Source organism: Pseudarthrobacter sp. B4EP4b (assembly GCF_006680095.1).
In the GTDB taxonomy this organism is placed as follows: domain Bacteria; phylum Actinomycetota; class Actinomycetes; order Actinomycetales; family Micrococcaceae; genus Arthrobacter.
On the sequence record NZ_VHIJ01000049.1, the window covers coordinates 1 to 963 of the forward strand.

The 963-nt window shown below is 64.3% G+C and carries 2 protein-coding genes; one reads left to right on the forward strand and one right to left on the reverse strand.

The features are described from left to right. The first annotated feature begins 124 nt into the window (after window positions 1-124). On the forward strand, window positions 125-742 hold the full coding sequence (locus FNL14_RS17595; RefSeq protein ID WP_142062576.1) for a MarR family winged helix-turn-helix transcriptional regulator: 618 nt from the start codon (window positions 125-127) through the stop codon (window positions 740-742). Here the strand turns inward: FNL14_RS17595 and FNL14_RS17600 are convergent. After that, on the reverse strand, window positions 694-963 hold a 270-nt coding region (locus FNL14_RS17600; RefSeq protein ID WP_142062579.1), incomplete at its 5' end, for an SDR family NAD(P)-dependent oxidoreductase. The genes FNL14_RS17595 and FNL14_RS17600 overlap by 49 nt on opposite strands.

Genomic DNA, 963 nt, shown 5'->3' on the forward strand with positions numbered 1-963 from the left:
TCCCCCGGCCGCCCTTCAGGGAGTTTCGTGGTTGAGAGTTGAGGTATGTATTCTCACCTGGTGACCTCGCACGTTCTCGTGTCGGGCACGCCGGATCTAGGCACGCAGGAGGAGGGGGCGTCGAGTGACTGCCAGTAATTTGCCCCAGGTGTCAGTCCGTTCGTTCCGGGACCTGATCCGTCAACGGCACCGTGACGAGAAGCTCATTGACGTTTCATCGATCGACCGTTCTGAACTCGTCTTCAACTTGACCCGGTTGATGAACCGTCTGGGCCAGGACTTCGAGACCCTGCACCGTCCGTACGGGTGGACATGGGCAGGCTTCCGGATCATGAACCTCTTGTGGGCGGTCGGTGCTACCGAGGCCCGGGAGGTCGCGAGGCTCTCCGGGGCGTCGCGCGCCACCATTTGGAGTGCACTGAAGACGCTCGAGCGCGACGGTATGGTCACGAGGACCAGAGGTGAGGTGGACCGGCGGATGATGATGATCGAGCTCACCACGGCCGGCCGCGGCGCGATTGAGGACGGCATCCGCCGCCAGGCAGCCCTCGAGGAGGAATGGTTCGGCGCGCTCACGCCGGCCGACCAACGTGAGCTGCGACGACTGCTTGAGGTGTTGTCCGATCAGCGCCGCGAGGCACGGAGACCGGACGTGGCTGTGTCTGTGGGTGAGACTAGCCACGATGAGTCATCTCATGCGGCCGAGCCGCCGTCCACTGCCAACTCTGCCCCGGAGATGTAACTGGCGGCGTCCGAGGCGAGGAATAGTGTCGCTGCGGCGATCTCGCTGGGGTGGCCTTTACGCCCGGAAGGATTGCGCGAGAGCAGCCGTTCATTTGTCTCGTCCGAGTTCAGGGCCAGCATGGGCGTGTCGATCGGGCCGGGGAAGATGCTGTTGACCCGGATCTTGTCCGGGCCCAGCTCGATCGCCGCGCTCCGTGTCAGGCCACGGACGGCCCACTT